Genomic DNA, 25,257 nt, shown 5'->3' on the forward strand with positions numbered 1-25,257 from the left:
GGGAGCCGGACTGTTCCGCCCCGCAGTCCCGGTCTCCGTCAGGCCCGTAGCTCCGGTGCCGGTGCCGGTGCCGGAGTCCCGGAGTCGCCGGTCGCCGTCGTCCGCGTGCTGCCGCGCAGCACCCCCGCGCCCAGCACCAGTCCGAGGGCGAGCACGGTCACCAGCGCGAAGGACACCGCAAGCGAGGTCATGTCGGCGATGCCGCCGATGGCCGAGGGTGCGATCAGCCCCGAGGTGTAGGTGATCGTCGCCACGCCAGCGATCGACAGGCTCGGGTTCGTGCCGCTGCGTCCGGCCGCGGCGAAGGCAAGCGGTACGACCACGGCGACTCCGAGCCCGATGCAGGCGAAACCGGCCAGCGCGGCCGTGGGGCGGGGCGCCAGCACCACCAGAAGCCCGCCCGCTGTCGCCAGGACCCCGCCGACGCGGACGGTGCCGACCGGGCCGAAACGGTCCACCACCCTGTCGCCCACCAGCCGGGCCACCGCCATGGTCAGCGCGAACGCGGTGGTGGAGGCGGCGGCGAGCCCCGCGGACGTGCCCACCACGTCCCGCAGGTACACCGCCGACCAGTCCAGGCTCGCGCCCTCCGCGAACACTCCGCAGAAGCCGATGGCGCCGATGATCACCGCCGGGCGCGGTGGCAGCGCGAACCGCGGCGGCGGCTCCTCGCCCGGGGTGCTGCGCAGGTCCAGGACGCCGTGACAGGCCAGCAGGCCGAGCGCGGTGAGAACGGCCGACGCGAGGAGATGGTGCAGACGGGCGTCGCTGCCGAGATGCGCGGCGAGCGTGCCCGCGGCGGAGCCGATCAGGGCGCCCACGCTCCACATGCCGTGCAGACCGGACATGATCGAGCGGTCCAGCCGGTTCTCGACCTCGACACCGAGCGCGTTCATCGCGACATCGGACATGCCGGCCGTTGCCCCGTACACGAAGAGGGCGGCGCAGAGCGCGTACACATTCGGGGCCAGCGCCGGGAGGGCCAGTGCGAGGGTCCACAGGGCGAGCAGTCCGCGCAGCGCCGCGCGTGCGCCGTAGCGGTGGCTGACCGCTCCGGCGAGCGGCATCGCGGCGGACGCCCCGACGGCCGGGAAGGCGAGCGCGAGGCCGAGCAGTCCCGCCCCGACCCCGGCATGGTCCTGGATCCAGGGAATACGGGTGGCGAAGCTGCCGGTCACGGCGCCATGCACACAGAAGACGGCCGCCACGGCGAACCGGGCCCGCCTCAACTGCCGCCTGTCGAAGGCCACTTCACTCGGCATCGGTGCCGTCCTCCCCTGGAGTGGTGGTCTTTCGGTAAACTATCAGGAACCCTGCCTGATAGATAGGTTCATCGCTCGGGTCCGGGCCGCCGGAGACCGGCGGCGATCTGGAAGGATTCCCGCCATGCCCGCATCCCCGAGCACCGCCAGGGCCATCAACGACCGGCTCGCCCTTCGGCTCATGCAGGACGAGGGCCCGTTGACGGCCACTCAGCTGAGGACCATGACCGGACTGTCCCGGCCGACCGTCGCCGACCTCGTGGAGCGGCTGCAGGCGGCGGGGCTCGTCCGGGTCGTGGGCGAGTCCGGCGCACAGCGCCGCGGCCCGAACGCGCGGCTCTACGGGATCGTCGCCGACCGGGCACATCTGGCTGCCCTCGACGTGCGGACCCATGGCGTCTCGGTCGTGGTCGCGGATCTGCTCGGCGCCACGCTCGCGGAGGCGACACTGCCGATCGCAGGCGACACCGGTACGGAACCGGCCGTCGAACAGGCTGTCGCCCTGCTGGAGAGCACGGCGCGCGGCGCGGGCGTGACGCTGCTCCACAGCGTCGGCATCGGCGCGCCGGGGCTGATCGACCCCGTCACGGGGGAGCTGCGCGACTCAACCGGCCTGCCCGCCTGGCATCGCAGGCTCGTCGCCGCGCTCCAGGGCAGACTTCCCGCGACGGTGCTCGTGGAGAACGAGACCAATCTGGCGGCCGTCGCCGAACAGCGTCTGGGCGCCGCGAGGGACGAGGACGACTTCGTTCTGCTTTGGCTGGGACAGGGGGTCGGTGCCGCGGTCGTCCTGGGCGGCAGACTGCGTCGCGGGGCCTCGGGCGGTGCAGGCGAGATCGGTTTCCTGCCGGTGCCGGGCACCGGTGGTCTGCCGTCCGCCACCGGCTGCGACGCGGGCTTCCATGCACTGGCAGGGGCGGCGGCGATCCGCGAACTCGCCGTACGCCACGGCGTCGACGGTGAGGCCGAACAAGCGGTGCGCGCCGCGGTCGCGGGGCAGGCCCAGGGTGGCGAGGCATTTCTGGACGCGCTGGCGGACCGGCTGGCGCTGGGCGCCGCGGCCGTCGCCGCCGTGCTCGACCCCGGATGTGTGGTCCTCGGCGGCGAGATCGGCCATGCCGGCGGCACCGTCCTGTCCGGGCGGGTCGAGGCCCGCCTCGGTGCGCTCTCCCCGTTGCGCACCGTGGTCCTCCCGTCCGCACTGGGGGGCCGGGCGGTTCTGCGCGGAGCGCTCCTCGCGGCCCGCGACGCAGCGCAGGACGACCTCTACGGGCCCTAGTAGTGCTTTGTCGGATGCCGCCGACCTGCGGCGATGCGGCGGGCCCGACGATCGGTCGGCGCGATCCGCGCACCGTTCGTCGCAGGTCGCGGGGCATCCCCCGGGACCATCCGGCAGCGGCACCCGCGCAACGGCCCGGACCCGACAAAGCACGACTGGGGCCTCTCGTTCGGATCTTGCCAAGGCTCGCGTGCCCCGGCACCGATCCAGCCCGATCCAAACGAAAGCCCCCAGGTCGGTGCAGACTGCGGCCGCTCGCCGGGAACGCCGGTCCGGACCCGTTCGGGCGCAGGAAATCCTCGAAGGTGCGCACGCCCACGGACCGGTCCGGAGTGAGGTCTCCGCCGCGGCGGCTCCCGAAAGGCGGCCGGGCAGCCGCAGCGGATCCGGTACCTGGCGCGCCTGCCGCCGAGGGTTCCGGTGCTCGCCGGCGTCGTGGTCACGGAGGCGGCCGCGTCGCCGGTGAACTCCGGGGACGGTCGCGCTGCCGGGGACCCGGCGGCGGCAAGGGCCGGGAACCGCCGCCGGGCGTTCTCGTCGGCACACGTCTCCTGCCGGACGCCAACCGGCCGGACGGCAGGACCTGTTGGGGCCCCGCGGTGACCCCGGCGGGTCGTCGCCGTGAGGTGACGCAGAGACTAAAAGGACTAGACCAGTTGGGTCAATAGCCCTGGTCGGGCCCGGTGGCCGGTGCATACGCCGGGGATTCCCGGGAGTGACCACGGCGTCGCCGTCCGTTGTGAGCCAGCCCACAGGGATTCCCCTGCATGGTCGAGGATCGGCCATGGCACACTGGCCCTGTACCAGCAGCAGCGCACTCCGGGGTCGGTGTAATTCCGAACCGGCGGTTACAGTCCGCGACCCGTCCGCATCCAGCGGCCGGTTGACCAGGTGAAATTCCTGGACCGACGGTGAAAGTCCGGATGGGAGGCAGTGCGCGGCGGGCGACCCACGTGGTCCGTCGGCCGTCTGCGGCCGATCGTCCCTTGCGGACGACCGGTTCCGCCGGCCCGGCGTTCCCGTGAGGCGTTGTCCCGCTTCCTCTGTCGTTCATCGGCAGCCCCGGAGTCCGTGCCAGAAGAGGCAGGAGGACCCGGTGGCCACCGCAGCCGACACGGACGCCATGCGCCGAGCCATTGCGCTCGCCGCCCGCGGACTCGGCTCCACCAGCCCCAACCCCGTTGTCGGGTGCGTCATCACCGACGCCTCCGGGCAGCGCGTGGGCGAGGGGTTCCACCAGCGAGCCGGCGGCCCGCACGCCGAGGTCCACGCCCTCCGCGCCGCAGGGCGGCGCGCCCACGGCGGCACCGCCTACGTCAGCCTCGAACCCTGCAATCACACCGGCCGCACGGGGCCCTGTGCGCAGGCGCTCGTCGACGCCGGCATCGCCCGCGTCGTCTACGCCGTCGCCGACCCCAACCCGCAGGCCACCGGCGGTTCAGACACCCTGCGCTCGGCCGGGGTGCAGGTCGAGCAGGGGCTTCTCGAGGCCGAGGCCGAGGCCGGCAACATCGCCTGGCTCACCGCCGTCCGTCTCGGCCGCCCCCACGTCCTGTGGAAGTACGCGTCGACCCTCGACGGACGCATCGCCGCCGCCGACGGCACCAGCCGCTGGATCAGCTCGCCGGAGTCCCGGGCCGACGTCCACCGGCTGCGCGCCGAGGCCGACGCGGTCGTCGTCGGCGCGGGCACCGCGCGCGCCGACGACCCGCACCTGGCGGTCAGGGGCATCGAGGGCGCCGTACAGCCCCTGCGCGTCGTGGTCGACACCGAAGCCACTGCCGTCGGGCCCGGAGCCCGTGTCCTCGACGGCGCCGCACCCACCCTGATCGCGGTCGCCGAGGACGCCGAGACCGGCCTCCCCGATGTGCTGCGGCTGCCGCGGGCGGCAGACGGCCGCGGACTGTCCGTACCCGCGCTGCTCGAGGCCCTGCACGAGCGCGGTGTCCGTTCCGTACTCCTCGAAGGCGGCCCGACCCTCGCCGGGGCCTTCGTCGCCGCGGGAGCAGTCGACAAGGTCGTCGGCTATCTCGCCCCCGTTCTCCTCGGCGCGGGCCGGACGGCCCTCGCCGACGCCGGAATCTCCACCATCACCGAAGCGTTGCGGCTCGACGTGACGGAGACCGTCCGTTCCGGTCCCGATCTGCGCATCACCGCGACCGTCCCCAAGGGAGCTTGAGTGTTCACCGGAATCGTCGAAGAGCTGGGTGAGGTCACCGCCGTCGAGAATCTCGGCGACTCCTCACGCTTCCGCCTGCGCGGCCCGCTCGTCACGGAAGGCGCGAAGCACGGCGACTCCATCGCCGTCAACGGCGTCTGCCTCACCGTCGTCGACTTCGGCGACGGTGAGTTCACCGCCGATGTGATGGCCGAGACGCTGAAGCGCTCCAGCCTGGGCGCGCTGGGGACCGGTTCGCGCGTCAACCTGGAGCGCCCCATGGCCGTCGGCGGGCGGCTCGGCGGGCACATCGTCCAGGGCCACGTCGACGGCACCGGCACGGTCCTCGAGCGCAATCCGTCCGAGAACTGGGAGATCGTCAAGATCTCGCTCCCCGCGGACCTCACCCGGTACGTGGTCGAGAAGGGCTCCATCACCGTCGACGGGGTCAGCCTCACCGTCGTCGACGCGGGCCCCGACTACTTCACCATCAGCCTCATCCCCACCACCCTCGACCTGACCACGCTGGGTATCAAGCAGCCCGGCGACCCGGTCAACCTCGAGGTGGACGTCATCGCCAAGTACGTCGAGCGGCTGCTCGGCTCCCGTGCCGAGGAGACCGCCAAGTGAGCGCCCTTTCCTGGCTGAACTCGGAGGCATTCGCGGCCTTCGACCAGCACATCGTGTGGTCCGACATGATCGGCAACTCGATCGGTCTGGCCGCGCTCGCCCTCGGATGGCGGCGCTCCATATGGACCTGGCCCGCCCAGCTGCTGTCCGGTGTCGTCCTTGTCGCCGCATACGCGTCCGCGCAGCTCTCCGGTGGTGTCGGCAAGCAGCTGCTCGTCATCGGCGTCGCCGTGTGGGGCTGGCGCCAGTGGACGCGGGGCAGGCAGCAGGCCCAGGACGGCTCGATCGCCGTACGGTTCGCCACCTGGCCCGAGCGTGCCCTGCTCGCAGGCGGCGCGATCGTCGGCACCCTCGCCGTCGGCGGGCTGTTCACCCTCTACCCGTCGCTCTCCTGGAGCCCCTGGGCCGACGCCTACATCTTCGTCGGCACGCTGGTCGCGATGGTCGCCCAGGCCCGCGGGCTGGTCGAGTTCTGGTTCGCCTGGCTGCTCGTCGACGTGGTCGGTGTACCGCTCGCGTTCAGCAGCGGACTGGCCTTCTCCGGCCTCGTCTACGTCATCTACTTCGTGCTCGTCCTGTGGGGCATGCGCGACTGGTGGCTCCGGTCCCGCACGCCGGCCCTGGAAGGAGCGCTCTCGTGAGCGACCCGCGCGCGGCCACCGGCCCGCACACGACAACGAAAGCCGCTCCGCTGCACCGCGCGGGCGGAGAAGCGAACACCTGGGGGACAGCATGAGTGCTCTGCCGACCTGGTACCCGGCCGACGGCTCCGAGGACCTTTCGCTCGACCCCGTCGAGCAGGCCATCCGTGACATCGCCGCGGGACGGCCCGTCGTGGTGGTCGACGACGAGGACCGCGAGAACGAGGGCGACCTCGTCGTCGCCGCCGAGATGGCCACGCCCGAGATCGTCGCCTTCATGATGAGCGAATGCCGGGGGCTGATCTGCGCCCCCATGGAGAGCGACGAGCTCGAGCGCCTCGAGCTGCCTCAGATGGTCGCGCACAACACCGAGTCGATGAGCACGGCCTTCACGGTGTCCGTCGACGCCTCCGCCGCTCACGGCGTGAGCACCGGTATCTCGGCCGCCGACCGCGCGACCACCCTTCGGCTGCTCGCCGGTGGGACGGCCGAGGCGTCCGACTTCGTCCGCCCCGGCCACATCTTCCCGCTGCGTGCGAAGCCGGGTGGGGTGCTCGTACGCAACGGGCACACCGAGGCCGCCGTCGACCTCGCCCGGCTCGCCGGTCTGCGCCCGGCCGGAGCGATCGTCGAGATCGCCGGCGAGGACGGGGTCATGCTCCGGCTGCCCGAGTTGATCCCGTTCGCACGCAAGCACGGCCTTACGATCATCTCCATCGAAGACCTCATCGCGTACCGCCGCAGCTCCGAGCCGACCGTCCGCCGTGAGGCCGAGGTCAACCTGCCGACACAGCACGGAGCCTTCACCGCCTACGGCTACCGCTCCACGGTCGACGGCGTCGAGCACGTCGCCCTCGTCCACGGAGACATCGGCGACGGCGAGGACATCCTCGTCCGCGTCCACTCCGAGTGCCTCACCGGCGACATCTTCCACTCGCTGCGCTGCGACTGCGGCCCCCAGCTGCAGGCCTCCATGGAGCGCATCACCGAGGAGGGCCGGGGCGTGGTCGTCTACCTCCGTGGCCACGAAGGGCGCGGCATCGGCCTGCTGTCCAAGCTGAGGGCGTACGAACTGCAGGAACGGGGCCGCGACACACTGGACGCCAATCTGGAGCTCGGCCTGCCCGCCGACGCCCGGGACTACGCCGCCGGTGCGCAGATCCTCGACGACCTCGGGGTGCGCAGCCTCCGGCTGATGACCAACAACCCCGACAAGATCTCCGCCCTGGTGCGGCACGGTCTGAAGGTCGACGGCCGCGAGTCCATGCCGGTGCAGGCCGGCGAGCACAACCTGCGGTATCTGCGGACCAAGCGGGACCGCATGGGACATGACCTGCCCTGGCTGGACGGCCCCTCGGGCTCCGCCGGCGGGACCCCCACCACCGCATCCACCTGCGGCAACCAGTAAGACAGCAAGAGAACGGATTCGAGGAGACACGTGAGCGGCAAGGGCGCACCCGAACTGTCCGTACGCAACTGCGGAGACCTCCGCGTGGCGGTCATCGCGGCACAGTGGCACGAGAAAATCATGGACGGCCTCGTCAACGGCGCGCTGCGCGCCCTGCACGAACTGGGCATCGACGAGCCGACCCTGCTGCGGGTCCCCGGCAGCTTCGAGCTCCCGGTCGTCGCCAAGGTGCTGGCCGACCGCGGCTACGACGCGATCGTCGCACTCGGCGTCGTCATCCGCGGCGGCACGCCCCACTTCGAGTACGTGTGCCAGGGCGTCACCCAGGGCCTCACCCAGGTGTCCATCGACACGGGCGTCCCCGTCGGCTTCGGCGTACTCACCTGCGACACCGAGGAGCAGGCACTCGACCGGGCCGGTCTGGAGGGCTCCAACGAGGACAAGGGACACGAGGCGGTCACCGCCGCGGTGGCCACGGCGGCCACGCTGCGTTCAGTATCTGAACCCTGGCGCTGAGGCGGACCCACTTCCGCGTAGGGTGGGACCACCATGTCCAAGAAGACGTTCGAGGAGCTCTTCGCCGAGCTCCAGCACAAGGCCGCCAACGGCGATCCCGCCACCTCCCGCACCGCCGAGCTCGTGGACAAGGGCGTCCATGCCATCGGCAAGAAGGTCGTCGAGGAGGCCGCCGAGGTGTGGATGGCCGCCGAGTACGAGGGCAAGGAAGCCGCAGCCGAGGAGATCTCCCAGCTGCTGTACCACGTCCAGGTGATGATGGTCGCCCGGGGGATCTCCCTCGACGACGTGTACGCCCATCTCTGAGCACACTCGATCCGTACGAACACTGCCTACGCAAGCACCCACGCACACGAAGGAAGCCCGTCTCATGCTGCGCATCGCCGTCCCCAACAAGGGTTCACTCTCCGGACCTGCGGGGGAGATGCTCCATGAGGCGGGCTACCTCCAGCGCAAGGACTCCAAGGAACTCGTCCTGGTCGACCCGGAGAACGAGGTCGAGTTCTTCTATCTGCGCCCCCGCGACATCGCGATCTACGTCAGCTCGGGCCGCCTCGACATCGGCATCACCGGCCGCGACCTGCTGCTCGACTCGGGCGCCAATGCCGAGGAAATCCTCCAGCTCGGCTTCGCCCGCTCCACCTTCCGCTACGCCACCAAGCCCGGCACCGCCTCGGGTGTCGAGGACTTCGGCGGGCTGACGATCGCCACCTCGTACGAGGGCATCGTCGCCAAGCACCTCGCGGACAAGGGCATCGACGCCTCCGTCGTCCACCTCGACGGCGCGGTCGAGACGGCGATCGAGTTGGGTGTCGCCCAGATCATCGCCGATGTGGTCGAGACCGGGACCAGCCTGCGCAACGCGGGACTGAGCGTGATCGGCGAGCCGATCCTCACCTCCGAGGCGGTCGTCATCCGTCGAGCCGGTGGGAACTCCGACGAGACGGACGACCCCAAGGTGCAGCAGTTCCTGCGCCGTCTCCAGGGCGTCCTCGTCGCCCGCAGCTACGTGATGATGGACTACGACTGCCGCGTCGAGCACCTGGAGCGGGCCGTCGCCCTCACCCCCGGCCTGGAGTCGCCCACCGTCTCGCCCCTGCACCACGAGGGCTGGGTCGCCGTCCGCGCGATGGTGCCCGCCAAGGAGGCACAGCGCATCATGGACGATCTGTACGAGCTGGGCGCCCGCGCGATCCTGACGACCGCGATCCACGCCTGCCGCCTCTGACGGCCCTGCGCAGAGAGCGGACCAACGATCATGTCTTCTGTGGACCAGCAGGAACTTCCCGCGCTCCCGGTCACTTTCAGGCCGACCCGTACCCGAGCGGTGCTGCTGAGCGTCGGAGCGGTGATGTTCGCCGTCATCACGGCCGTCGCACTCGCCCTGGAAAAGCTCAGCACGGGGGAGCGGATCAGTTTCATCCTCACCGCGCTGCTCTTCTTCGGTGTGCTGGCTCTTCTGAGCCGGCCCAAGGTCGTCGCCGACGAGCAGGGCGTCACGGTCATCAATCTCACCCGCACCCGCCGGCTGGAGTGGGCGGAGATCATCCGTGTCAACCTCCGTCCGGGTGATCCGTGGGTCTTCCTCGATCTCAGCGATGGAACGAGCCTCCCCGCCCTGGGAATCCAGCCGGGAATCGCCCGGCACCATGCCATCCGTGACGCTCAGGCCCTTCGTGCCCTCTCGGAATCGCGCGGCACCGGCACGGACCACGGCTGAGCCCCTGCCCTGCGGGGCGGAGTCGTGATTACTCTTGAGGCGGAGGCGCCGAGTGCGCCTCCGCCTCACACCCGCGTGGCCGACCACGGCCCGTGAGGCACCTTCGACCCGAGGAGTGACTCCCTCCGGCAATGGACGGATCGTCCGGTAGTACCTGCGCCGCCCCCTCCGACGAGGCGGCGGCATGATCGTCCCGCTACTGCTGCTCTGCGCGGCATTCCTGCTCATCCTCGCGAACGGCTTCTTCGTGGCCGCCGAGTTCGGCCTCGTCACGGTGGAGCGTGCGGACGCCGAACGCGCCGCGGCCGAGGGCGACCGCCGTGCCCGGGGTGTCGTACGCGCCCTGGGCGAGCTGTCGTTCCAGCTTTCCGGCACCCAGCTCGGCATCACCATCACCTCCCTCGTGGTCGGCATGCTCGCCGAGCCTGCGCTCGCGCAGCTGCTCGACGGGCCGCTCACCGCGGTGGGGATACCCGACGGGGCGGTCCCCGGGGTTGCGGTGGTGATCGGCATGCTGCTCGCGTCCGCCGTCCAGATGGTGGTCGGTGAGCTCGTTCCGAAGAACTGGGCGGTCTCGCGGCCGCTGCAGGTCGCACGGTTCGTGGCCGGTCCGCAGCATCTGTTCTCGACGGCCTTCAGGCCCGTGATCGCGTTGCTCAACGCCGTCGCCAACCGGCTCGTACGAGCGCTCGGCGTCGAGCCCACCGACGAGCTGGCCTCCGCCAGGACCCCCGGCGAACTGGTCTCGCTCGCCCGCCACTCGGCACGTGCCGGTGCCCTGGAGGAGGACACGGCCGATCTGTTCGTGCGGACCCTCTCGCTGGGCCGTCTCACGGCCCAGCACGTGATGACCCCGCGGGTGAAGATGAGTGCCCTGCAGTCCGACGCCACCGCGGCGGACGTCCTCAATCTCACCCGCGCCACCGGCCTTTCCCGCTTCCCGGTCTACCGGGACCGCATCGACGAAATCGTCGGCATGGTGCATCTCAAGAACGCACTCGCCGTGCAGGCGCACCAGCGGCTGCGTACACCGGTCGGCCGTATCGCCGTCCCACCCCTTCTGGTGCCGGAAACGCTGCCGGTGCGGCAGCTGCTGGAGCGGCTGCGCAGCGAGCAGCCGATCGCGGTCGTCGTCGACGAGTACGGCGGCACGGCCGGAGTCGTCACACTGGAGGACATCGTCGAGGAGCTGGTCGGCGAGGTCCGCGACGAGCACGACGACGAGGGCGAGGGTCAGCCCGAGCTGGCCCCGGTCGCGCCCGAGGACGGCAACCCGGCGTGGGAGGCCGACGGAGGCTGCCGTGTCCTCACCCTGCGGCGGATAGGCCTGGACGTGCCGGACGGACCGTACGAGACCGTCGCCGGGCTAGTCGCCGATCTGCTCGGCCGGATTCCGGCCCCCGGTGACCGGGCCGAGCTGCCCGGCTGGCGGCTCTCCGTGCGCCAGGTGGACCGGTACCGGGCGGAGCGGGTGCGGCTGGTACGGACCGCGGATGCCCATGCCGTCGCGGAGGCCGTCCGGTGAGCCTTCTCCAACTGCTGTTCGCCGTGCTCCTGGTACTGGCCAACGGATTCTTCGTCGGCGCCGAGTTCGCCCTGGTGTCCGTGCGGCGCAGCCAGATCGAACCGCTCGCGGGGGCGTCGTCGCGGGCCCGCCAGGTGCTGCACGGCCTGGAGAACCTGCCTCAGATGATGGCCGCCGCGCAGTTCGGCATCACGGTGTGCTCACTGACGCTCGGTGCGGTCGCCGAGCCGACCGTGGCACATCTGCTGGAGCCGGTCTTCCATGCCGTCCATGTCCCCGAGGCCCTGATCCATCCGCTCGGCTACGTCATCGCCCTCGCCGTCGTCGTCTTCCTGCACCTCGTGATCGGCGAGATGCTGCCGAAGAACCTGGCGATGGCGGCCCCGGAGAAGACCGCGCTCTGGCTCGGCCCCGCGCTGGTGGGCTTCGCCCGGCTCTGCCGTCCCGTGACGGTGAGTCTCGGCGCGTGTGCCCGGCTGGTGCTGAGGCTCTTCAGGGTCGAGCCGAAGGACGAGGTCGAGGCAGTCTTCACCAGCGACCAGCTGGGCCAGCTGGTCGAGGACGCGGGCCAGGCGGGACTCCTCGACCCGGAGGAGCAGGAGCGGCTCGAGGACGCGCTGGAGCTGGGCAGCCGTCCGGTGACGGACGTGCTCATCGTCCGGGCGGCCCTGGTGACCGTGCCGCCGTCGGTGACTCCCCGGCAGATCGAGGAGCTGACGGTGCGCACGGGCTACTCGCGCTTCCCGGTCCGAGGCGAGGGGGGCGGTCCGTTCATGGGATACCTCCATGTCAAGGACGTCCTCGACCTGGAGGACGACGGGCGAGCCGTACCGCAGCACATCTGGCGTCCCATGGCCACACTCCGGGCGGAGCTGCCGCTGGACGACGCCCTCACCGTGATGCGCCGTGCGGCCACCCATCTGGCCCAGGTCTCCGACGCATCGGGTCGGGTGCTGGGACTCGTCGCTCTGGAAGATGTCCTGGAGACGCTGGTGGGCGAGGTCCGCGACCCGTCCCACCGCATGATTCCGGCGCCGTCGGCCGTGCCGGCCCGTAAGGCGTTCGAGGACGGATCCACGGGGCCCCGCACTCCGAGTCCGTCCGGAGTCTGATTGATGCGACGGACGGACGGACCGGCCGGATGAACGCGAGCGGCTGCCCCGGCACTCAGGGGAGCCGCCCGTGTTCCGGCGGGCGTGGACGCCGTCACATCGCTGTCGGGTCCTGCGGGCCGCGGTCCACCGGGCCGCGGCCCGACAGGACCTCCCCGTACGCCTGCATCAGATCGGCGAGCCGCAGCGTCGCCAGATCCTCGCGGTTCGGGGTGCCGCCGTAGCACGAGAGCCGCAGATCGCGGTATGCGCAGCTCTTCTCGTACAGGGTCCGCAGGAAGCGGCCGTTGCCCAGTTCGTCGATCCACTCCTGGGCCACCACATGTCCGCTGATCGAGCGGAGTTCCTCCAGCGCCTCCTCGTCCCACGCGTCTCCGTTGGCCGCCGCGAGCACCTCGCCGATCGCGGTGAGCTCCAGCGGCCGGTACGAAGGGAAGTCCACCCGGGTGGTGAAGCGGGAGGACAGCCCCGGATTGGCGGCCAGCAGCCGGTCCATGCCCTCGGGATAGCCCGCGAGGATCACCACGAGATGGTCGCGATTGTCCTCGGCGCGCTTGAGCAGCACCTGCAGGGCCTCGTCCCCGTAGGCGTCGCCCTTGCTGTAACCGGTGTTGGACAACGAGTACGCCTCGTCCACGAACAGCACCCCGCCGAGTGCCGAGTCGATCAGCTCATTGGCCTTCACCGCCGTCTGGCCGAGGAACTCGCCGACCAGATCGGACCGCTGCGCCTCCACGAGATGGTCCCCGCCGAGCAGTCCGAGGGCATAGAAGACCCGGCCGAGTATGCGCGCCACGGTCGTCTTGCCCGTGCCGGAGGGGCCCGAGAAGACGAAATGACGTTTCGGCGGCTGCACAGGCAGGCCCTGGCCCGCCCGCAGCCGGGCCATGTTCAGCTGCGCGGAGAGCGCTTTCACCTGGCGCTTCACCGGCTCCAGGCCGACCATCCTCTCCAGTTCCGCCAGCGCCTCGGCGAGCAGGACCGGGTCGGTGGGCCCAGCGGGGAACTGCGGCGGGGCCGACGGCGACGGCACGCCCGTCTTCTCCCGCGCGCCGCCGACGGGGGAGCCCGTGGCGGTGCCGCCGAACTGCGTCTGGGGTTCGACGCCGAAGCGCGGCTCGGACACCGGCGGCGGCTCCGGATCGCCCGGCTGTGCGTCGACCGCGTCCTGGCCGAAGCCCGCTCCGGCCAGCGACACCGCGGCGAGCCCGGGAGGCTCGTCAGGTCCGTCGATGCCGTCGTACTCCGCTATCGCCGTCAGCCGTGCCGAGGTGTCCATGAACGCCGGGTCGACCCGGTGCACCGCCCGGTACAGCGGCAGCGCCGCCGCGCTGCGTCCTGTTCCCTCATGGGCGCGTGCAAGCCAGTACCGCAGCTCCTTGCGTTGCGGCTGCTCGCTGCGGCAGCGCATCAGCGCAGCGGACAGCAGCGGCTCGGCCTGCCCGTACATCTCCAGCCGCACCCGTGCCATGCCGCCGAACAGCCCGGCCTCGATGCCGAGCAGCGGATCGTTGACGAGCGGCTCGGTGTGCCGCACGAGCTGCTCCCAGTCCTTGACCAGATACGCGCGGCAGGCGTGCAGAAAGCGCACCTGGGGGTCCGCGTCCACGGGGGGCAGTCCGGCGAGAGCCCGGTCCAGCTCCGGCACATGCCGGCCGTCCAGCCAGTGCGAGGCATGCGCCAGCAGCAGATCACGCGGGCTCTCCAGCACGGGTTGGACCCACCAGCCCAGCCAGTACCAGGAGTTGAGCGTCCTCCGGTGGCGCGCCCGCTGCTCGCCGAAGCGCTCCCGATTGCGGTACATCCGAAGCAGCGCGGTCGTGGTGTCGACGCGCAGCGCGTGCAGACCGAGCCAGCCGTCCGCCATGGCGGGGTCCAGCCTCACGGCCGCTCTGAACTCCTCTTCCGCCTGCGGATATGCGCCCATGGTGTAGGCCTCCACGCCGCGCACCCAGGCGAGGTCGGCCGGCGCCGGCGCGCCCTGCGTGCCGATGTCCATCGGGTCCCCCACATACCGTGCCCCCGTGCCCTCCCGCCGGGCGGGCGCCCGTCGGAGCGTGCTGAACCACCTTCTCGCGGACGGGAATTGACCGCACCGAAGGGCATCGTACCTGCGCAGGGGCGGGTGAATAAGGTGGCGCGAGCGTCCCGCAGATGGTGACCCAGGGTGAGCACTGGGTGCGGATGACGGTGCCGGGGAGGGAGTGTACGAGCAGAACGAAGCCCCCGATCACGGGGGAACAACCGGGGGCTTCGCGCTTCGGCGACTCCGAAAAGCCGCACATTGAGAACGTAAGACCACTATGGCCCTTGGGTCAAGCGGAGTTGGGGCACTTGCGGAGGCGGATTTCCGACTGCTCAGTACGGTGGCGAAGGTCGGTCACACTGCGTGAGGAGATGGCTCGCTCCTGCTGTCGCGCCAGGTCCACGTTGCCACTCGTATCCCTCGTTTCCCTCCCGCACCAGAGTGTCCGCGTAGGGGCGCGAAGGGTCATCGGCGAAATGGCGGGCCTCCGCCCGGGTCCACTCGTCCCAGAACCCCGAGAGCGCGGGCCCGTCGCGGTGGAGGCCGCGCGCCCATGACTCCCGGGGGCCCCGGTCCATCCAGAACAGACCCGCGAGATGGGGTCGCAGCGCACGCCTGCCGGATCCGACGCCCTCGACGAGGACGACCGGAGCCGGCGCGAGCGGGAGCGGGGCGCCGAAGCGCCGCAGATTCCAGTCGTACGGGTCGTAGAGCGCGCACTCGCCCCGGGACAGCGGCCCGATCACCTGGTCCAGCAATCTGCGGGTCCATCCGAAGAGTTCGTCATGCGTGGCCAGGTCGTCCAGATGGAGTACGGGGGCCCCGTCGAGTGCTTCGGCGAGCCGGGCGGCGAAGGTGCTCTTGCCGGATCCCGCGTGTCCGTCGACCGCGACCAGCCGGACCGGGCCGCAGGACGGCGGCAGGGCCCGCAGATCTGCGGCGGCGCGCTCGGGAACGAGGGGGGCGAAGCGGCTCATGGGGATCACCCTAAAGGCCGCACGTGGGGTCACCCCAAAGTCCGCATGCGCGGTCCTGTCGCGGCCCGTCGCAGGTCGCATCACTGGTCGAGACCAATATTGCCCGGGTGGACACGGCCCGATTCACTGGCAGAAGCCGCACGCGACCAGGGATAGTTGCCCCACCGCCGTGCCCCGTGTGCGCCCCTCGTGTGCGCTCGGGGCGCGCCTGAGTGTGTCGCGCCCCGAGACGGAGATTCCATGACCGGACCCGCTTCGCGCAGAACCGTCCTGACCGCCGCAGTCGCGGCAGCGGCAGGAGCCGCCGCGGTGTCATCGCCGGCCCGCGCGTCCGTGGCGACCGCCGTCGCCACGGCCGCGGTGGGCCCGCTCGTCGACAACCGGTTCTGGAGCTCCTACGACGACTGGAAGGGGGGCACCCACTCGGGGACGCGGGCCGTCACGGGCTCCCGGCCGGGCCTGGCCATCGCCACGCCCGTGGGCCGCACCCGGTACACCGACCCGCACACCGGGAAGGCGGACGTCTGGGAGTACGCCATCTGGACCTCGCCCGTGCACAGGCCTTCCGTGCCGGCGACGGAGGCCATCGCCTCGTGGAACGCCCGCACCCCGGCCGGTACATGGCTCCAGGTGCAGCTGTCGGGCACCTACTCGGACGGAACGGCGGCCCCCTGGTTCGTCATGGGGCGCTGGACCTCCGGCGACGCGGTCGGCGACATCCGCCGCACCTCGGTCGACGGCCAGACCGACGGCCGGAGCACCGTCCGGACCGACACCTTCTCCGTGGACGAGCCCGCGAGGGGGCACCGTCTCACCTCGTACCGGCTGCGGATCACCCTGTTCCGCAGGCCCGGCACGGCCCTCACCCCGACGGTGTGGCGGGCGGGAGCGATGGCATCCGACATCCCGGACCGGTTCACCGTGCCGGCGTCCGCCCCCACGGCCGCTCGTGAGCTGGCCGTCCCGCGCTACTCGCAGAACACGCACATCGGCCAGTACCCCGAGTACGACAACGGCGGCGAGGCCTGGTGCAGCCCCACCTCCTCGCAGATGATCATCGAGTACTGGGGGCGCCGTCCGACCGCCGCCGACCTCGCCTGGGTCGACCCCGACTTCGCGGATCCGCAGGTCTGCCACGCGGCCAGGCGCACGTACGACTACCAGTACAGAGGTTGCGGCAACTGGCCCTTCAACGCCGCCTACGCCGCCACCTACCCCGGTCTGAACGCCGTCGTGACCCGCCTGCGGACGCTCGGCGAGCTGGAGTCGCTCGTACGGGTCGGAATCCCGGCCATGACGTCGCAGTCGTTCCTCAAGGAGGAGCTGAAAGGTGCGGGATACGGGACCGCCGGCCATCTGATGACCGTCATCGGCTTCACACCCGCCGGCGATGTGATCGCGAACGATCCCGCCTCACCGTCCAACAGGGCGGTTCGCCGGATCTACCGGCGCCGCGAGTGGGAGAACATCTGGCTCCGGACCAAGCGCCACAACGCGAGCGGGAAAGTGGTGTCCGGCACAGGGGGCATCTGCTACCTGTACTGGCCAGAGAGCCCGACATCCGCGCAGCGCAGGGCCCTCACCGCCCTCGGCATCCGCTGACGTCGCCCATCCCCGTCCCATGGGCAGTGACTCCGGTCACTGCCCACGGGAGGGTGCAACTGGCACTGTGGTCGGGTCACGCAGTCGGGGGGACGTCCATGACCACGACGACATCCGAGCGAGAAGCCATGACCGCGACCAGCGCAGCAGCCACCCGGACCCGTACCGGGGGCCCCGATGACAACGGCCCCAAGATCGTCGAACACATCCTGGGCTGGGTCCTCGTCGTCCTCTTCGCGATGCTGGTGACCCAGGCCGGCCTCATGTGAGACCGCGGGGCGGTCCCCGTGCCGTCGGTCCTCGCGCAACGCCCTCGCGGACCCGCTGACGCGTTGATCCGTTCCGGGGAAGCGACCACGCCACTGGCCCAGAGGCCGGCGGCCCATGCCACCCCGTGACTGATGACTCCCGATCGGGCATACTCAACCCGCCACAGCCGCTGGTCAGCCACTTCCGTGATCCGGGAGGGCAGCATCGGCGCATCACGTGACATCCGGCGGCGCCGTCCAACCTTGCGCGCGCCCGCCGCAGCGCCCGACAAGGAGGAGAGCGCCGCAATGCCCGACCGCGCCCCGCAGCCGGTGGACCGGACACTGCCCACCGAGGAATCCAGGGATCTGATCACCCTGGTCCGAGACATCGTCCAGCGGGAGATCGCACCCCGCGCGGCCGAGGAGGAGGAGGCGGGCCACTTCCCGCGCGACGTCTTCTCGCTGCTCTCCGAGTCCGGTCTGCTCGGCCTGCCGTACGACTCCGAGTACGGCGGCGGCGACCAGCCGTACGAGGTCTACCTCCAGGTCCTCGAGGAGCTTGCCGCCTCACGGCTCACCGTGGGGCTCGGCGTGAGCGTCCACTCCCTCGCCTGCCACGCCCTTGCCAACTACGGCACCAAGGAGCAGCAGACCGAGCATCTCCCCGCCATGCTCGGCGGGGGTCTCCTCGGCGCCTACTGCCTCTCCGAGCCGTCCTCCGGCTCGGACGCCGCCTCGCTGCGCACCAAGGCCGTCCGTGACGGGGACGACTGGGTCATCACCGGCACCAAGGCCTGGATCACCCACGGCGGGGTCGCCGACTTCTACACCGTCCTCGCCCGCTCGGGCGGGGAGGGGGCCCGTGGCATCACGGCGTTTCTGGTGCCCGGTGACGCGGAGGGGCTGAGTGCCGCGGCGCCCGAGAAGAAGATGGGCATGAAGGGCTCGCCGACCGCCCAGCTGCACTTCGACGGCGTGCGCATCCCGGATGCCCGCCGTATCGGCGACGAGGGGCAGGGCTTCGCCATTGCCCTGTCGGCACTCGACTCGGGACGACTGGGCATCGCGGCGTGCGCCATAGGCGTGGCCCAGGCGGCGCTGGACGAGGCCGTCTCCTACGCCGGCGACCGCCGGCAGTTCGGCCGCCCCATCGCGGACTTCCAGGGGCTGCGCTTCATGCTCGCCGACATGGCGACGAAGGTGGAGGCGGGCCGCTCGCTGTATCTGGCCGCCGCACGGCTGCGGGACCAGGGCAGGCCGTTCTCCCGGCAGGCCGCGATGGCCAAGCTGTTCTGCACGGATGTGGCGATGCAGGTGACCACGGACGCGGTGCAGATCCTCGGGGGCTACGGCTACACCGCCGACTTCCCGGTCGAGCGGCTCATGCGCGAGGCCAAGGTGCTGCAGATCGTCGAGGGCACGAATCAGATCCAGCGCATGGTCATCGCCCGTCACCTCGCTGGGCCAGAGTCCCGCTGACCCAGCCGGTCCGCCGGGTCCATGCCGGTGCCGCCGTGAGCCTGTTCCACTCCTGGTCGCGGCGGCCGGGCAAGGTCTTGCCGGCGTTGGCCCAGCGTCGCACCAGGTCACGGTAGATGGGCGGGTCCGCCGACCGCGGAACCGATTCTTCTTGATGTGGCGTCGTCAGCCGCCGACGGCCCGAGCCACCTGTGGAGTGCTGCGGAGTCATGTCCGTCAAAACGGCCGGCAGCGGCACGGGGTCACCGGCGCGTCCACCCGAGCTCCAGTTCGTGCTGTACCCGTCGCTGCCGTCGGCCACCCGGGGGCGGTCGTCGTGGATCGAGAACGGCGGCCGTCCTGCCTTGGGGCAGGGGCCCGCGTACGGGACGGGTCGGGGCACCTTCTGACGCGCCGTCAAGTCCCCGTCGTGCAGGGTCCATCGAGCCCGAGCCGCTTCCGGGGCGCCTCACGCGTACCCGATCCACCGGGTCCTGCTCCCGTTCGACATCGAGCACCCCGAACCACCCATGCGTGCCGGCGCCTTGCGGCTCGGAGCCGGCCCCGTTGGGCTCGCCGGCGCCCACGACCTGCGAAAGCGGTACGAGAGACCGTGCGCGACATCGCCCGACGCCGACGTGCCCGTGTCGTGCGTGCTCCGGCCGGAGGGGGCTCCGGGGCAGCTCGGGAGGCCCGCTCTTCGTCGTGGATTCGTCGAGGCCGCCTGCGCCGGATGTCATGCCCCTGTACACAAGGGGAATCGGCTCCGCCCGGCGTCCCATGCCGAACGCACCGGCCTCGACGGGGCCACGGTCCCCGTCATGGCCGGGCTCCACGACCCTTTGCCGTCACGGCAGTTGCAGTCGGCGCTCCGGGGGCCATGGACGATCGGCGCGACCATCACGACCGGGTCATGGACGCACTTCCGTGCTCGCCGCGCATCGAGAGTGCCCTGCGCGTGGCCGGGCACCACCCCGGCCATCCGATGCCGCGTTCTCTTCAGTCAGGCGTCAAGAAGGTGGGGTTGCCGGAGAGCCGGGCCCGGTGATCCTGCACCACGACAGCCTCACCGCCATGTGCAGGGCACGCGCTGGGGGACGACCCCCGGGAACGTCAGGCGGCCCGCCGCATCCGGGGCACCTTCAAGGGGCGCGAACCCGGGCCGCCGACGTGCGAGAAGGGCTGCGTGCGCCAGTCGAGTCCCTGGGGGAGCGTCAGGAGCAGCGCGGTGTCCTGCTCCTGGACCTCGAGCGACTCATCGGCGGGGCGGGCTTCCCCGGCGGACCGGCCGGTCCCTGCGCACACCGACAGCACGAACGGGTTCCACGGCGTCGGGCACAGCGCGTGCTCCGGCAGTGCGTCCTCGTCCGCGAGCAACGCGATCGGCTGCGCACAGTCCGGGCAGATCACCCGGTACATCTCGAAAGTGTCGTAGGTGTCCCGCTCGTCGTCCTCGTGGGGCGCGAACGAATCAACAGGCTCCGGTTCAGTACGTCCGGTGCGCTTCACACTCTGCATGGAGAATCTCCCCCTCGGGTGGGCCGACCAGGCTCTTGCGGCCTCGACCACACCAAGCACTTCCCTCCGGGACCCGTGGGTAACCGTGAGGTGCCGATGGACACGGCCCCGACCCTGTGGCATTCGTCACATGCCCGGCGAAGGTGCCCGGACGCAGTCCCCTCCGGGTGCCTTTGCGGACACGGCCGACTGTGCCGGAAGCGGCCCGGGGCAATAGGTTGATCCGCATGGAGGAGCTGGATCGTCAGATCGTCGAGTTGCTCGTCAAGGACGGGCGCATGAGCTACACCGACCTGGGCAAGGCCACGGGCCTGTCCACTTCGGCTGTGCATCAGCGCGTCCGGCGGCTCGAGCAGCGCGGAGTCATCCGCGGGTACGCCGCTGTCGTGGACCCGGAGGAGGTCGGACTGCCGCTCACGGCGTTCATTTCGGTGAAACCCTTCGACCCCAGCGCCCCCGACGACATCGCGGAGCGGCTCGCAGGTGTGCCCGAGATCGAGGCCTGCCACAGCGTGGCGGGGGACGAGAACTACATCCTCAAGGTCAGGGTCGGCACCCCGCTCGAGCTGGAGGACCTGCTGAGCCAGATCCGCTCGCTGGCCGGCGTGTCCACGCGGACGACCGTGGTCCTCTCCACCCCGTACGAGGCACGGCCCCCGCGAATCTAGGCTGTTCCCATGAGTGAGAGCGAGCCCCTGGCCGAACACCGCACCGTGCTGCTGCGCGGCGGTGACGTACACAGCCCCGCCGACCCGTTCGCCACCGCGATGGTCGTCGAGCGAGGGCATGTCGCCTGGGTGGGCTCCGAGGGAGCGGCGGACGCCTTCACATCGGGCGTCGACGAGGTCATCGACCTCGAAGGTGCCCTGGTCACTCCCGCGTTCGTCGACGCGCATGTGCACACGACCGCGACCGGGCTCGCCCTCACAGGGCTCGACCTCTCCGGCACCGCCTCGCTCGGCGAGGCCGCGGACCGCATCCGGGCGTACGCCGCAGCCCGGCCGGGCGACCGGGTCCTCGTCGGGCACGGCTGGGACGCCTCCCGCTGGCCCGAGCGGCGACCGCCCCGGCGGGACGAACTCGACGAGTTCACCGGTGGCCGCCCGCTCTATCTGACCCGTATCGACGTCCACTCGGCCGTCGTCACCACCGCCATGCTCGACCTGGTGCCGGGCATCCGCGGCATGTCGGGCTTCGTGGACGCCCGGCCGCTGACCGGCGACGCCCACCATGCGGTGCGCTCGGCGGCGTACGCCGCGGTGTCGCCCGAGCAGCGGGCGGAGGCACAGCGTGCTGCACTCCGGCGCGCCGCGTCGCTCGGTATCGGCACCGTCCATGAGTGTGCGGGGCCGGAGATCTCGTCGGAGGACGACTTCACGGGTCTGCTCAAGACGGCCGCCGAGGAGCCCGGCCCGCGCGTGGTCGGCTACTGGGCCGACACGGACATCGAGCGCGCACGCGCCCTCGGGGCGGCCGGGGCCGCCGGCGACCTCTTCGCCGACGGCTCCTTCGGTTCGCACACGGCCTGTCTCCACGAGCCGTACGCCGACGCTGCGCACTCCGGCGTCGCACACCTCGATGCGGCGGCCGTGGCTGCGCATGTCACCGCCTGCACGGAGGCCGGTATCCAGGCCGGATTCCATGCGATCGGCGACCATGCGCTCAGCAACGTCGTCGAGGGCGTGCGTGCGGCCGCCGCAGCCCTGGGCCTTGCCCGGATCCGGGCCGCCCGGCATCGCGTCGAGCATGCCGAGATGCTCACCCCGGAGACCGTCGCCGCCTTCGCGGAGTACGGGCTGACCGCCTCCGTCCAGCCTGCCTTCGACGCGGCCTGGGGCGGTGACACGGGCATGTACGCACAGCGCCTGGGCATCGAGCGCGCCCGCACTCTCAATCCGTATGCCTCACTGCTGCGTGCCGGAGTCCCGCTGGCCTTCGGTTCGGACAGCCCGGTGACGCCGCTCGACCCCTGGGGCACCGTCCGTGCCGCCGCCTTCCATCGGACGCCTGAACACCGGATCTCCGTGCGGGCCGCGTTCACCGCCCACACCCGGGGCGGCTGGCGGGCCATCGGCCGGGACGACGCGGGGACTCTGGTACCCGGCGCGCCCGCCGACTACGCGATCTGGCGCACCGGCGAACTGGTCGTCCAGGCCCCCGACGACAGGGTGGCCCGCTGGTCCACCGACCCCCGCTCGGGCACCCCCGGCCTGCCTGATCTCACCCCGGGCGGAGCGCTCCCCGAGTGCCTCCGCACCGTGGTATTCGGGCAAACGGTCTATATGCGACCAAACGAGTGACATCGGGACATTTCGCACCGACGATCGAGGTGCCGAAGTCTCGGTCGCGACCTGCGGATCTTCGCCGCTGACCAGCTGTTTCAGCCAATCGTCGCAGATCGCACGACTGTTGACAGAATGCCGCAGGGGGCCGATAGGTTCGGCCGAGTCCACCACAGGACATCCGACCGGTCGAACTTCCACGCAGTCGTCGAACGCCGCTGGGTCATGGGGTGGTGCGCCGCACCGGCACACCACCACTGGGAGCCAGGTTCAGCGCCCGCGCCTCGGGGGCGAGGGAAGGTTTCGGCCGGTGGGGGTCCCCCCTGCTCCGCAGGAGCTCGGGGGAAGGTGCGACCCGGGTGGGGCCCGGCGTTCAGTAGACAACGGCACTCGGTCGACACGCAGCCAGCGGGTCCCAGGCCGGCCCGAAGGACGCCGGGCCCGATCCGTTCCGGCCACCCTTCTCAGGGTCGGGGCCATCGTCGAGCATCCGTTCCGCCGCCGCCCGTCGCACTCCGGGTCCGTGCCGCCGTGGCTGCGTCACCGGCGGTCGCTATGGTGGGTCCTTGCGTACGGACATCAAAGGGGCAGCAGTGAACGACGGTGGTCAGAGGCGGTACGGCCCGCTCGGCAGAGCCTTGGTGATCATCCCGACCTACAACGAGGCGGAGAACATCGGGCCGATCGTCGCCCGGGTGCGCGCCGCCGTGCCCGAGGCGGACATCCTGGTCGCCGACGACAACAGCCCCGACGGCACCGGCAAGATCGCCGACGAGCTCTCGGGTGAGGACTCGCAGGTGCACGTCCTGCACCGCAAGGGCAAGGAAGGACTCGGCGCCGCCTATCTCGCGGGCTTCCGCTGGGGCATCGAGCACGGCTACGGCGTTCTGGTCGAGATGGATGCCGATGGCTCCCACCAGCCCGAGGAACTGCCCCGGCTGCTCACCGCCCTCAAGGGCGCCGACCTCGTCCTCGGCTCCCGCTGGGTGCCGGGCGGGCGGATCGTGAACTGGCCGAAGTCCCGCGAGTTCATCTCCCGCGGCGGCAGCCTGTACTCCCGCGTGCTGCTCGACGTACCGATCCGCGACGTCACCGGTGGCTACCGTGCATTCCGCAAGGAGACGCTGGAGGGCCTCGGCCTGGACGACGTGGCGTCGGCGGGCTACTGCTTCCAGGTCGATCTGGCACGTCGCGCCGTCGGCGCCGGTTTCCATGTCGTCGAGGTCCCGATCACCTTCGTGGAGCGTGAGCTGGGCGACTCCAAGATGAGCAGGGACATCCTCGTCGAAGCACTGTGGCGGGTCACTGCCTGGGGCATCGGATCGCGGGCGAACCGCCTGCTGGGCCGGGGCGGCGCGTCCAGGCGGTCGTCCTGATCCCCCCTTTACGCCGCACCTGCCGTCAGCCAGGCACACTGGGGACATGACGACCGGCGTACCGACACCGACCGCCCGCAAGCGCTCACGCGCCCGTACTCTCGTTCCCCTCGGCATCGCCGTCTGGCTTGTGCTGGAGATCTGGCTGCTGACGGTTGTGGCCGGAGCGATCGGCGGACTGACGGTGCTCGCCCTGCTCGTGGGCGGCGGTGTGCTCGGCGCCGTGGTCATCAAGCGGGCCGGCCGACGCGCCTTTCGCAATCTCACCGAGACCCTTCAGCAACAGCAGGCCGGTCACCCGCCGACGACTGCCGCAGCGAACCGGTCGGGCAGCGGCAACGGCTTTCTGATGCTGGCCGGGCTGCTGCTGATGCTGCCCGGCCTGATCTCCGACGCGGCCGGGCTTCTGCTCCTCGTCCCACCGGTGCGTACCGCCCTCGGACGGTACGCGGAGAGGTCGCTGGACCGCCGGATGAGCCGGGCGGCCTCCGGCTCCCTGGGCGACGCGTTCCAGCAGGCCCGCATCCATCGCCCGGACGGCAAGGTCGTCCAGGGTGAGGTCATCCGTCAGGACGCGCCGCCCGCGTCACCCCCTCGGGACGAGACGCCGCGCCGTCCGCTGACCCCGTAGGGCCCGATGGCCCCTGGGGTTTGATGACGGCCCTCCTGCGAGCCCTGGTCCTCGGCGCCGCGCCCTCCCCCGGTGTGTTCGTACGGGCACACCCGAGGCAGGACGACCGGACCGCGGGGCCACGGGGACTGCCCCCGTGGTGCGAGGAGCCCAGGACCCGGAAGCGGACGCGCAAAAGCCGCGGGCTGCGGCACACATGTCGTGTGCGGCAGCCCGCGGCTCTTGTGCTCTGTTAGTGGTGGCGCCGCTACGCGGACTTCCGGCTGTCGCGCGGGTGCACGGCGATGTTCATGGCGCCGGAGCGCAGGACGGCCAGCCTCTCGGCCAGAACCTCCTCGAGCTCCTCGCGGGTGCGCCGCTCCATGAGCATGTCCCAGTGCGTACGCGCAGGCTTGCCCTTCTTCTCCTCGGGGCCATCCCCGTCCACCAGGAGTGCCTGGGCGCCGCACGCCTTGCACTCCCACTCCGGCGGAATCTCCGCCTCTACCGAGAACGGCATCTCGAATCGATGTCCGTTCTGGCATGCGTACTCCACCGCCTGGCGCGGGGCCAGATCGATGCCGCGGTCGGTCTCGTAGCTGGTCACCACGAGGCGCGTGCCGCGAAGAGCTCGCTCACTCATGAATCGTGCCTCCCGGGCTTGTCGCCCACAGGACAGGTGTCGCTGTCGTCGTCATCCGGTCAACGTCCGGTCGGCGGTAAAGATTCCCGTTGCCGGTCATGCGTCGTCGCCCGTCGTGCCGCTGCTTGTCCAGAGTTTGGGTACCCACCAGTGCCCGGTTTGTCACATCTGGCAGAAAGTGTCACCCAGCGTTTTGACGATTTCAGCGCGCAGTAACGGTCCGCCTGGCAGGCCAAAGGCGTACACTACCGGCCTTTCACTTC

At 71.1% G+C, this 25,257-nt stretch carries 23 protein-coding genes and 1 riboswitch; of the genes, 18 read left to right on the forward strand and 5 right to left on the reverse strand.

The window, feature by feature from the left end:
- Positions 1 to 38: 38 nt before the first annotated feature.
- Entirely contained in the window at positions 39 to 1,262 is a 1,224-nt protein-coding gene (locus AC068D_RS23565; RefSeq protein WP_478825004.1) for an MFS transporter, read from the reverse strand.
- Positions 1,263 to 1,386: 124 nt separating this feature from the next.
- Between AC068D_RS23565 and AC068D_RS23570 the strand changes: the two genes are divergently transcribed.
- From AC068D_RS23570 to AC068D_RS23620, 11 genes are all read left to right on the forward strand, one after another.
- Positions 1,387 to 2,541, forward strand: coding sequence for an ROK family transcriptional regulator (locus AC068D_RS23570; RefSeq protein WP_478825005.1), 1,155 nt, complete (start codon positions 1,387 to 1,389; stop codon positions 2,539 to 2,541).
- 810 nt (positions 2,542 to 3,351) lie between these two features.
- A riboswitch (FMN riboswitch) is annotated at positions 3,352 to 3,482 on the forward strand.
- 155 nt (positions 3,483 to 3,637) lie between these two features.
- Entirely contained in the window at positions 3,638 to 4,720 is a 1,083-nt protein-coding gene (gene ribD, locus AC068D_RS23575) for a bifunctional diaminohydroxyphosphoribosylaminopyrimidine deaminase/5-amino-6-(5-phosphoribosylamino)uracil reductase RibD (protein WP_478825006.1), read from the forward strand.
- Positions 4,721 to 5,329, forward strand: coding sequence for a riboflavin synthase (locus tag AC068D_RS23580; RefSeq protein WP_478825007.1), 609 nt, complete (start codon positions 4,721 to 4,723; stop codon positions 5,327 to 5,329).
- The gene (locus AC068D_RS23585) at positions 5,326 to 5,970 is read left to right on the forward strand and encodes a nicotinamide mononucleotide transporter family protein (protein ID WP_478825008.1); all 645 of its coding nucleotides are present in this window, start codon (positions 5,326 to 5,328) and stop codon (positions 5,968 to 5,970) included. Before AC068D_RS23580 ends, AC068D_RS23585 begins: the two co-directional genes overlap by 4 nt.
- 91 nt (positions 5,971 to 6,061) lie before the next feature.
- Positions 6,062 to 7,378, forward strand: a complete 1,317-nt coding sequence (locus AC068D_RS23590; protein WP_478825009.1) for a bifunctional 3,4-dihydroxy-2-butanone-4-phosphate synthase/GTP cyclohydrolase II — start codon at positions 6,062 to 6,064, stop codon at positions 7,376 to 7,378.
- A gap of 30 nt (positions 7,379 to 7,408) precedes the next feature.
- A complete protein-coding gene (gene ribH / locus AC068D_RS23595; protein WP_478825010.1) occupies positions 7,409 to 7,894 on the forward strand; it encodes a 6,7-dimethyl-8-ribityllumazine synthase in 486 nt (161 codons plus the stop codon).
- A 33-nt stretch (positions 7,895 to 7,927) separates the two neighbouring features.
- Positions 7,928 to 8,200 (forward strand): phosphoribosyl-ATP diphosphatase, encoded by a 273-nt coding sequence (locus tag AC068D_RS23600; protein ID WP_093658196.1) that lies wholly within the window; start codon positions 7,928 to 7,930, stop codon positions 8,198 to 8,200.
- A 64-nt stretch (positions 8,201 to 8,264) separates the two neighbouring features.
- Positions 8,265 to 9,122, forward strand: a complete 858-nt coding sequence (gene hisG, locus AC068D_RS23605; RefSeq protein WP_478825011.1) for an ATP phosphoribosyltransferase — start codon at positions 8,265 to 8,267, stop codon at positions 9,120 to 9,122.
- Positions 9,123 to 9,152: 30 nt separating this feature from the next.
- The gene (locus tag AC068D_RS23610) at positions 9,153 to 9,614 is read left to right on the forward strand and encodes a PH domain-containing protein (protein WP_478825012.1); all 462 of its coding nucleotides are present in this window, start codon (positions 9,153 to 9,155) and stop codon (positions 9,612 to 9,614) included.
- A 184-nt stretch (positions 9,615 to 9,798) separates the two neighbouring features.
- A complete protein-coding gene (locus AC068D_RS23615; protein ID WP_478825013.1) occupies positions 9,799 to 11,139 on the forward strand; it encodes a hemolysin family protein in 1,341 nt (446 codons plus the stop codon).
- Positions 11,136 to 12,251, forward strand: a complete 1,116-nt coding sequence (locus AC068D_RS23620) for a hemolysin family protein (protein WP_478825014.1) — start codon at positions 11,136 to 11,138, stop codon at positions 12,249 to 12,251. Before AC068D_RS23615 ends, AC068D_RS23620 begins: the two co-directional genes overlap by 4 nt.
- Before the next feature lie 94 nt (positions 12,252 to 12,345).
- Here AC068D_RS23620 and AC068D_RS23625 read toward each other — a convergent pair whose 3' ends face one another.
- Both AC068D_RS23625 and AC068D_RS23630 read right to left on the reverse strand, forming a co-directional pair.
- The gene (locus tag AC068D_RS23625; RefSeq protein WP_478825015.1) at positions 12,346 to 14,250 is read right to left on the reverse strand and encodes an AAA family ATPase; all 1,905 of its coding nucleotides are present in this window, start codon (positions 14,248 to 14,250) and stop codon (positions 12,346 to 12,348) included.
- A gap of 359 nt (positions 14,251 to 14,609) precedes the next feature.
- Positions 14,610 to 15,254, reverse strand: coding sequence for a uridine kinase family protein (locus AC068D_RS23630; protein ID WP_478825016.1), 645 nt, complete (start codon positions 15,252 to 15,254; stop codon positions 14,610 to 14,612).
- Between the two features lie 240 nt (positions 15,255 to 15,494).
- On the opposite strand from AC068D_RS23630, the gene AC068D_RS23635 reads away from it, so the two are divergent.
- From AC068D_RS23635 to AC068D_RS23645, 3 genes are all read left to right on the forward strand, one after another.
- Positions 15,495 to 16,856, forward strand: a complete 1,362-nt coding sequence (locus AC068D_RS23635; RefSeq protein WP_478825017.1) for a C39 family peptidase — start codon at positions 15,495 to 15,497, stop codon at positions 16,854 to 16,856.
- 98 nt (positions 16,857 to 16,954) lie between these two features.
- On the forward strand, positions 16,955 to 17,125 hold the full coding sequence (locus AC068D_RS23640) for an SCO1431 family membrane protein (protein WP_478825018.1): 171 nt from the start codon (positions 16,955 to 16,957) through the stop codon (positions 17,123 to 17,125).
- A 288-nt stretch (positions 17,126 to 17,413) separates the two neighbouring features.
- Complete coding sequence (locus AC068D_RS23645; protein ID WP_478825019.1) at positions 17,414 to 18,586, forward strand: acyl-CoA dehydrogenase family protein; 1,173 nt, start codon at positions 17,414 to 17,416, stop codon at positions 18,584 to 18,586.
- A 1,092-nt stretch (positions 18,587 to 19,678) separates the two neighbouring features.
- Here AC068D_RS23645 and AC068D_RS23650 read toward each other — a convergent pair.
- A complete protein-coding gene (locus AC068D_RS23650) occupies positions 19,679 to 20,083 on the reverse strand; it encodes a hypothetical protein (RefSeq protein ID WP_478825020.1) in 405 nt (134 codons plus the stop codon).
- Positions 20,084 to 20,310: 227 nt separating this feature from the next.
- On the opposite strand from AC068D_RS23650, the gene AC068D_RS23655 reads away from it, so the two are divergent.
- The 4 genes from AC068D_RS23655 to fxsA all read left to right on the forward strand — a co-directional run bounded on the left by AC068D_RS23655 (position 20,311) and on the right by fxsA (position 24,372).
- A complete protein-coding gene (locus tag AC068D_RS23655) occupies positions 20,311 to 20,751 on the forward strand; it encodes an Lrp/AsnC family transcriptional regulator (protein ID WP_478825021.1) in 441 nt (146 codons plus the stop codon).
- 9 nt (positions 20,752 to 20,760) lie between these two features.
- The gene (locus AC068D_RS23660; RefSeq protein WP_478825022.1) at positions 20,761 to 22,383 is read left to right on the forward strand and encodes an amidohydrolase; all 1,623 of its coding nucleotides are present in this window, start codon (positions 20,761 to 20,763) and stop codon (positions 22,381 to 22,383) included.
- A gap of 575 nt (positions 22,384 to 22,958) precedes the next feature.
- Positions 22,959 to 23,741, forward strand: a complete 783-nt coding sequence (locus tag AC068D_RS23665) for a polyprenol monophosphomannose synthase (protein ID WP_478825070.1) — start codon at positions 22,959 to 22,961, stop codon at positions 23,739 to 23,741.
- A 46-nt stretch (positions 23,742 to 23,787) separates the two neighbouring features.
- Positions 23,788 to 24,372, forward strand: coding sequence for an FxsA family membrane protein (gene fxsA / locus AC068D_RS23670; protein ID WP_478825023.1), 585 nt, complete (start codon positions 23,788 to 23,790; stop codon positions 24,370 to 24,372).
- 247 nt (positions 24,373 to 24,619) lie between these two features.
- On the opposite strand, the gene AC068D_RS23675 is transcribed toward fxsA, so the two are convergent.
- Positions 24,620 to 24,994 carry an RNA polymerase-binding protein RbpA gene (locus tag AC068D_RS23675; RefSeq protein ID WP_003959706.1) on the reverse strand — a complete coding sequence of 125 codons (375 nt, stop codon included), beginning with the start codon at positions 24,992 to 24,994 and terminating at the stop codon, positions 24,620 to 24,622.
- Positions 24,995 to 25,257: the final 263 nt, after the last annotated feature.

This window comes from Streptomyces sp. NPDC043861, assembly GCF_056435905.1.